Consider the following 5,326-nt stretch of genomic DNA (forward strand, 5'->3'; position numbering starts at 1 on the left):
TATTTTATTAAATTCTACAAAATCTTTAGGGACATCAATGAAATCAGTAGGTGAGGCAATGGCTATTGGAAGAAACTTTAAAGAATCTTTACAAAAGGCTTTGGTATCTCTTGAAACTGGTTTTTCAGGTTTAGACAGAATTTTTGATTTAAATAAAAAGCAAATAGAAAAGAAACTTAAAGAAACTATTCCAAACAAGATATTGCTAATTGCTGAAGCAATTAGAAAAAAAATAAACTTAAAGAGAATATACAATTTATCTAAAATTGACCCTTGGTTTTTAGAACAAATTAAAGAGATAGTTAATTGTGAAATACAGATAAAAACCAAAGGACTTCCTAAAGATTTTGTAGAATTTAATAAAATAAAATCAATAGGATTTTCAGATAAAAAACTTTCGGAATTAACTAAAACGTCTGAAGAAATTGTAAGAAGAAAAAGATCAGCGCTTAAAATACATCCAGTTTATAAAAAAGTAGATACTTGTGCAGCTGAATTCAAATCTTTTACTCCATATATGTACTCAACTTATCAAAGAAATTTTTCAATTAACTCTGAATGTGAAGCTGATCCATCAAATAAGAAAAAAATAATTATTCTTGGAGGAGGACCAAATAGAATTGGTCAAGGAATTGAGTTTGATTATTGCTGTTGTCAGGCAAGTTTTTCATTAAAAAACGCAGGTTTTGAGACTATCATGGTAAATTGTAACCCTGAAACAGTATCAACAGACTATGATACGAGTGATCGATTATACTTTGAACCTTTAAAAGAAGAGTACGTATTTAATATAATTAAAAAAGAACAAGAAAAAGGAAACCTAATAGGAGTGATAGCTCAGTTTGGTGGACAAACTCCAATTAAACTTGCTAAATTTTTACATGACAACAAACTTCCAATTTTAGGAACACAATATACTTCTATCGATTTAGCAGAGGATAGAGACCGATTTAGAAATTTATTAAATAAATTAAAACTTAAGCAGGCGGAGAGTGGAATTGCAAAAACATTTAATCAGGCAATAAAAATTGCAGATAAAATAGGATTACCTTTAATGGTAAGACCTTCATATGTTTTAGGTGGAAGAGCAATGGAAATTGTTCATGAAAAAAATCAACTTAAAAAATTTGTTGAAGAGGCTTTTAAGGCTGCAGAAGAAAATCCAATTTTGATTGATAAATTTATCGATCATGCAATGGAAGTAGATGTGGATGCCATATCAGATGGAAAACAGGTTCACGTTGCAGGAATTATGCAACATATTGAAGAAGCTGGAATTCATTCAGGAGATTCAGCATGTAGCCTTCCTCCCGTATCTATCAAACCATATCTTCTTAAGGAAATTGAAAATCAAACAAAAAAATTAGCTTTAGCTTTAAATGTTAAAGGTTTCATGAATATACAGTTTGCAATAAAAAAAGATGAAATTTTTGTGATTGAAGTTAATCCAAGAGCTAGTCGAACAGTTCCTTTTGTATCAAAAGCAAAAGGATTGCCCCTAGCTAAAATTGCATCAAGAGTAATGGCTGGTGAAAAGTTATCTAAGTTTAATTTAAAAGATAAATCTAAAGGCATGTACGCAGTTAAAGAAGCTGTATTTCCATTTAATAAATTTCCAAACAGTGATTTGTTGTTAGGACCTGAAATGAAGTCCACTGGAGAAGTTATGGGATTTGATAAAAACTTTGGAATGGCTTTTGCAAAAAGTCAGATCGCAGCAGCTAACTCATTACCAAAACAAGGATTAGCTTTTATATCTCTCAAAGATAGTCACAAAGATGAAGGAATAGATTTGGCTAAAGAACTTCTTAAACTTAAGTTTAAATTATGTGCAACTAGAGGAACTGCAGAATACATTCGAAAGCATGGGATGAAATGTAAAATTATTAATAAAGTAAGCACTGGATCACCTCACATAGTTGATGTTTTAGACTCTAAAAAAATTGCACTAGTAATAAATACTGGAGGAGGAAATAGTGAACATCGATTAAGTGATGCAATAGCTTTAAGAAGAGCAACACTAAAGAATAAAGTTCCTTATTGTACTAATATGTCAACTGCTCAAGCTTGTATAGAAGCAATTAGATCTTTAAAAACAAAAAAAATAGAGGTTAATTCGCTGCAAGATATTTAAGTAATTTCTAAACATCAACAATCATTGTATCTTTAGATCCTCCACCTTGTGAACTATTTACAATTGTGCTCCCTTTTCTTAATGCAACTCTTGTTAAACCGCCAGATGTTACATAAGTAGATTTTCCACTTAACACAAAAGGTCTTAAATCAACATGTCTTGGCTCTATATTGCTTTCAGTAATTGTAGGAAGAGTTGATAAAATTTCTAAAGGCTGAGCAATAAATTCTCTAGGTTTACTTTTTATTTTTTGAATCATTTCATCTTTTTCTTTCTTTGATGCTCTTGCACCAATTAAAATACCATATCCACCAGATGCATTAGCTGGCTTAACAACTAATTTTGAAATGTTTTCAATAACAAAATCTCTATCTTTTTTCTCATGACATAAAAAAGTTTCAACTTGATTTATTTTAGGTTGCTCACCTAGATAATAAACAATCATTTTATTTACATAAGAGTAAATAGCTTTATCATCTGCTATGCCTGTTCCAATTCCGTTTACTATTCCTACGTTTCCTTTTTTCCAGCACTTAAAAAGTCCAGGAACTCCAATAAGTGATTCTTTGTAGAATACTTTGGGATCTAAAAAGTTATCATCCAATCTTCTATATATACAATCTACTTTAAGTTTACCTTTAACAGTTTTCATGTATACAGTATCATTTTCCACGAACAAATCTTTACCTTCAACGAGAGCTATTCCCATTTGTTCAGCTAAAAAAGAATGTTCAAAATAAGCAGAGTTATAAATGCCAGGAGTAAGTACTACCATGTGAGGATTTTCAGTTCTTTTAGGTATACATTCCTCCATGCAGTGGTACAATTTATTTGCATATTGATGTATCGAGGAAACTTTATATCTCGTAAATAACTCTGGAAAAACATCCCTCATCACCATACGATTTTCAAGCATATAAGATACACCTGATGGAACTCTCAAATTATCTTCCAAAACCAAGTATTCACCATTTATATTTCTAATAAGATCAATTCCAGAAATGTTTGACCAAGCTTTATACTTTGGAGAAAAACCATCACATTCTTTGATATAATATGGCGAGTTAAAAACTAATTCCTTAGGAACTACATTATCCTTAAAAATTTTTTTTTTATTGTAAACATCATCGATAAATAAATTAAGTGCTTTTACTCTTTGTGCCAACCCTTTTGAAATTTTGTTCCATACAGATTTAGGAATTATTCTGGGAATTATATCTAAAGGCCATTTTTTTTCTTCTGCTCTATTGTTGGCTGCATAGACTCTAAAATTAATTCCTCTTGCACTAATTGTACTTTGGCAATTTTTTTCAATTTCTTGTAATTTTTTCTTTCCATTCCTCTCTAAAATACCAGAAATAATTTTAGCATGTTTTCTTATTTTACTATCATCAGATATATAACCGTCATAAGAGGACTTTGAGTCATAATTTTTCCAGAACTGAGTAACCATAATAATTAATATTTTAATAAATATACAAAATAGACAAATGCGAAGAATGAATGACAGTTATGCTAAAAATAGTTTGTAAAAATGTTTATTTTTAAATATCAATTACACCTATGACATATTGTATTGGTATTAAAACTAACGAAGGTCTTGTTTTTGCGTCAGACTCAAGAACTAATGCGGGTCTTGATAATGTAAATATATATTCAAAAATGATGACCCATGATGTTGGTGACAGAACTATTGTGATAGTAACTTCAGGAAATTTAGGCACTTCGCAAGCAGTTTACAAATCAATTGAGAAAGATTTAAAAAGCTCAACTGGGATAATGAACTTAAACACATGCTCTGATTTCGAACAAATAGCTTCCTACATTGGTTCACTTAATATTGAGCACTCCTCACCTCAAGGAATTAATACAGATAATGTCTTACTTGGTTCAACATTTATAGTAGGAGGACAAATCAAAGGTCAGCAACACGAACTATATTTAATATATCCACAAGGAAATTATATAAGACCTGCAGACAGCAAACCTTATCTTGTAATTGGAGAAGTAAAATATGGTAAACCAATATTAGATCGGGTAATCAAACCAAACGTATCTATTGGGGACGCATCACGTTGCGCATTAATTTCGATGGACTCAACATTAAAAAGTGATTTAACAGTAGGCCCACCAATAGATTTTGCTGTGCACAAAAAAGATGCTGAAAGATTGTCTTCACTTGAATGTTTAAATCTTTCTGACGAAACTTATTCCCGAGTTTGTAACCAGTGGTCAGAAGGAATATTTAAAGTTTTCGATTCATTTCCCAGATTTGATTGGGAAAAATAAAACTATTTAACTTTCCAATCAGTTTCGAAAGTAACATAATTTACTTGAATACATCGTCTTTCTTTAACGATCTTTTTCTTCTCCATACCATGCCATGTATTTGGTCCACTGGTAAAAAGATAACCATAGTTATGTTTGTAAGGAAGTGTCTTAACCTTTTCTAATTTTTCATTGTAAAAATCAGTTCCTAAATCTTCAGATTCATTTGTTTTATTAACAAATATTAAGCCTGACATAAGTTTTTCTTTTATATCGCAATGAGGTTTCAACCAAAAACCCTCTCGGTCACATATAACCTCAACCCTAACATAGGAATTTGATAAATCTTTATTTATCATTTTAGAAATTGTTTCATATGTTTCTTTAGACTGAAGTTCATTTATAAATTTGACTAAATTTGGAAATTGAGATGAGTTTTCTTTATTAACAAAGCATCTAAACTTTATGGCTTGTCCACCTGAAGCTATACCTTTTCTAAATTCTGCGGCTCCACCATCTATTGCTCTTGTTCCATCATAATTAAGATTATGTTTACTGACATCAGGAATGTCTGCTCTAACTATTTCATCAATTGCATCTTCTGACAAAGCATCACTATACTCCCAGTGATTAAAAGGGAAATTATGTTCTTTTGAATTATTTTTAATTGAATTTAAAAATGACATTATGATTGTATTTTTTCTTTAATAATTTTTGCTACTCTATTCGTTTCATCTAATTTTTGATAGTTCCAATTTTCAATTTCTTCCCCTAAGTTTCTAGTAATATTTAATTCTCTAAATAAATTTCTAAAATTTTGAAATCTGACATCTTTTCTTTTTGGTAAAATATTAGCAACATAAATTGGTTTTCCTGTTAAGGCAGCTTCAGAAATCATAGAGCTAGAGTCACATGTAACAACTA

At 30.3% G+C, this 5,326-nt stretch carries 5 protein-coding genes; 2 read left to right on the forward strand and 3 right to left on the reverse strand.

Annotated features, from left to right (window positions below):
- The coding region (gene carB / locus AMO08_RS00030) for a carbamoyl-phosphate synthase large subunit (RefSeq protein ID WP_075484191.1) at window positions 1–2,134 on the forward strand (2,134 nt) is incomplete at its 5' end.
- Window positions 2,135–2,141: 7 nt separating this feature from the next.
- Here the strand turns inward: carB and AMO08_RS00035 are convergent.
- The gene (locus tag AMO08_RS00035; protein ID WP_075484192.1) at window positions 2,142–3,587 is read right to left on the reverse strand and encodes a circularly permuted type 2 ATP-grasp protein; all 1,446 of its coding nucleotides are present in this window, start codon (window positions 3,585–3,587) and stop codon (window positions 2,142–2,144) included.
- Between the two features lie 110 nt (window positions 3,588–3,697).
- Here AMO08_RS00035 and AMO08_RS00040 point away from each other — a divergent pair, with 110 nt between their 5' ends.
- Window positions 3,698–4,423, forward strand: a complete 726-nt coding sequence (locus AMO08_RS00040) for a proteasome-type protease (RefSeq protein ID WP_075484193.1) — start codon at window positions 3,698–3,700, stop codon at window positions 4,421–4,423.
- Between the two features lie 2 nt (window positions 4,424–4,425).
- Here AMO08_RS00040 and AMO08_RS00045 read toward each other — a convergent pair whose 3' ends face one another.
- Together AMO08_RS00045 and AMO08_RS00050 are read right to left on the reverse strand one after the other, a co-directional pair.
- Window positions 4,426–5,088, reverse strand: coding sequence for a hypothetical protein (locus AMO08_RS00045; protein WP_075484194.1), 663 nt, complete (start codon window positions 5,086–5,088; stop codon window positions 4,426–4,428).
- Window positions 5,088–5,326, reverse strand: a 239-nt coding sequence (locus tag AMO08_RS00050) for an ELM1/GtrOC1 family putative glycosyltransferase (RefSeq protein ID WP_179850715.1), incomplete at its 5' end; no start/stop codon positions are given. The genes AMO08_RS00045 and AMO08_RS00050, both read right to left, overlap by 1 nt.

The sequence above is a fragment of the Candidatus Pelagibacter communis genome (assembly GCF_001180205.1).
In the GTDB taxonomy this organism is placed as follows: domain Bacteria; phylum Pseudomonadota; class Alphaproteobacteria; order Pelagibacterales; family Pelagibacteraceae; genus Pelagibacter; species Pelagibacter ubique_O.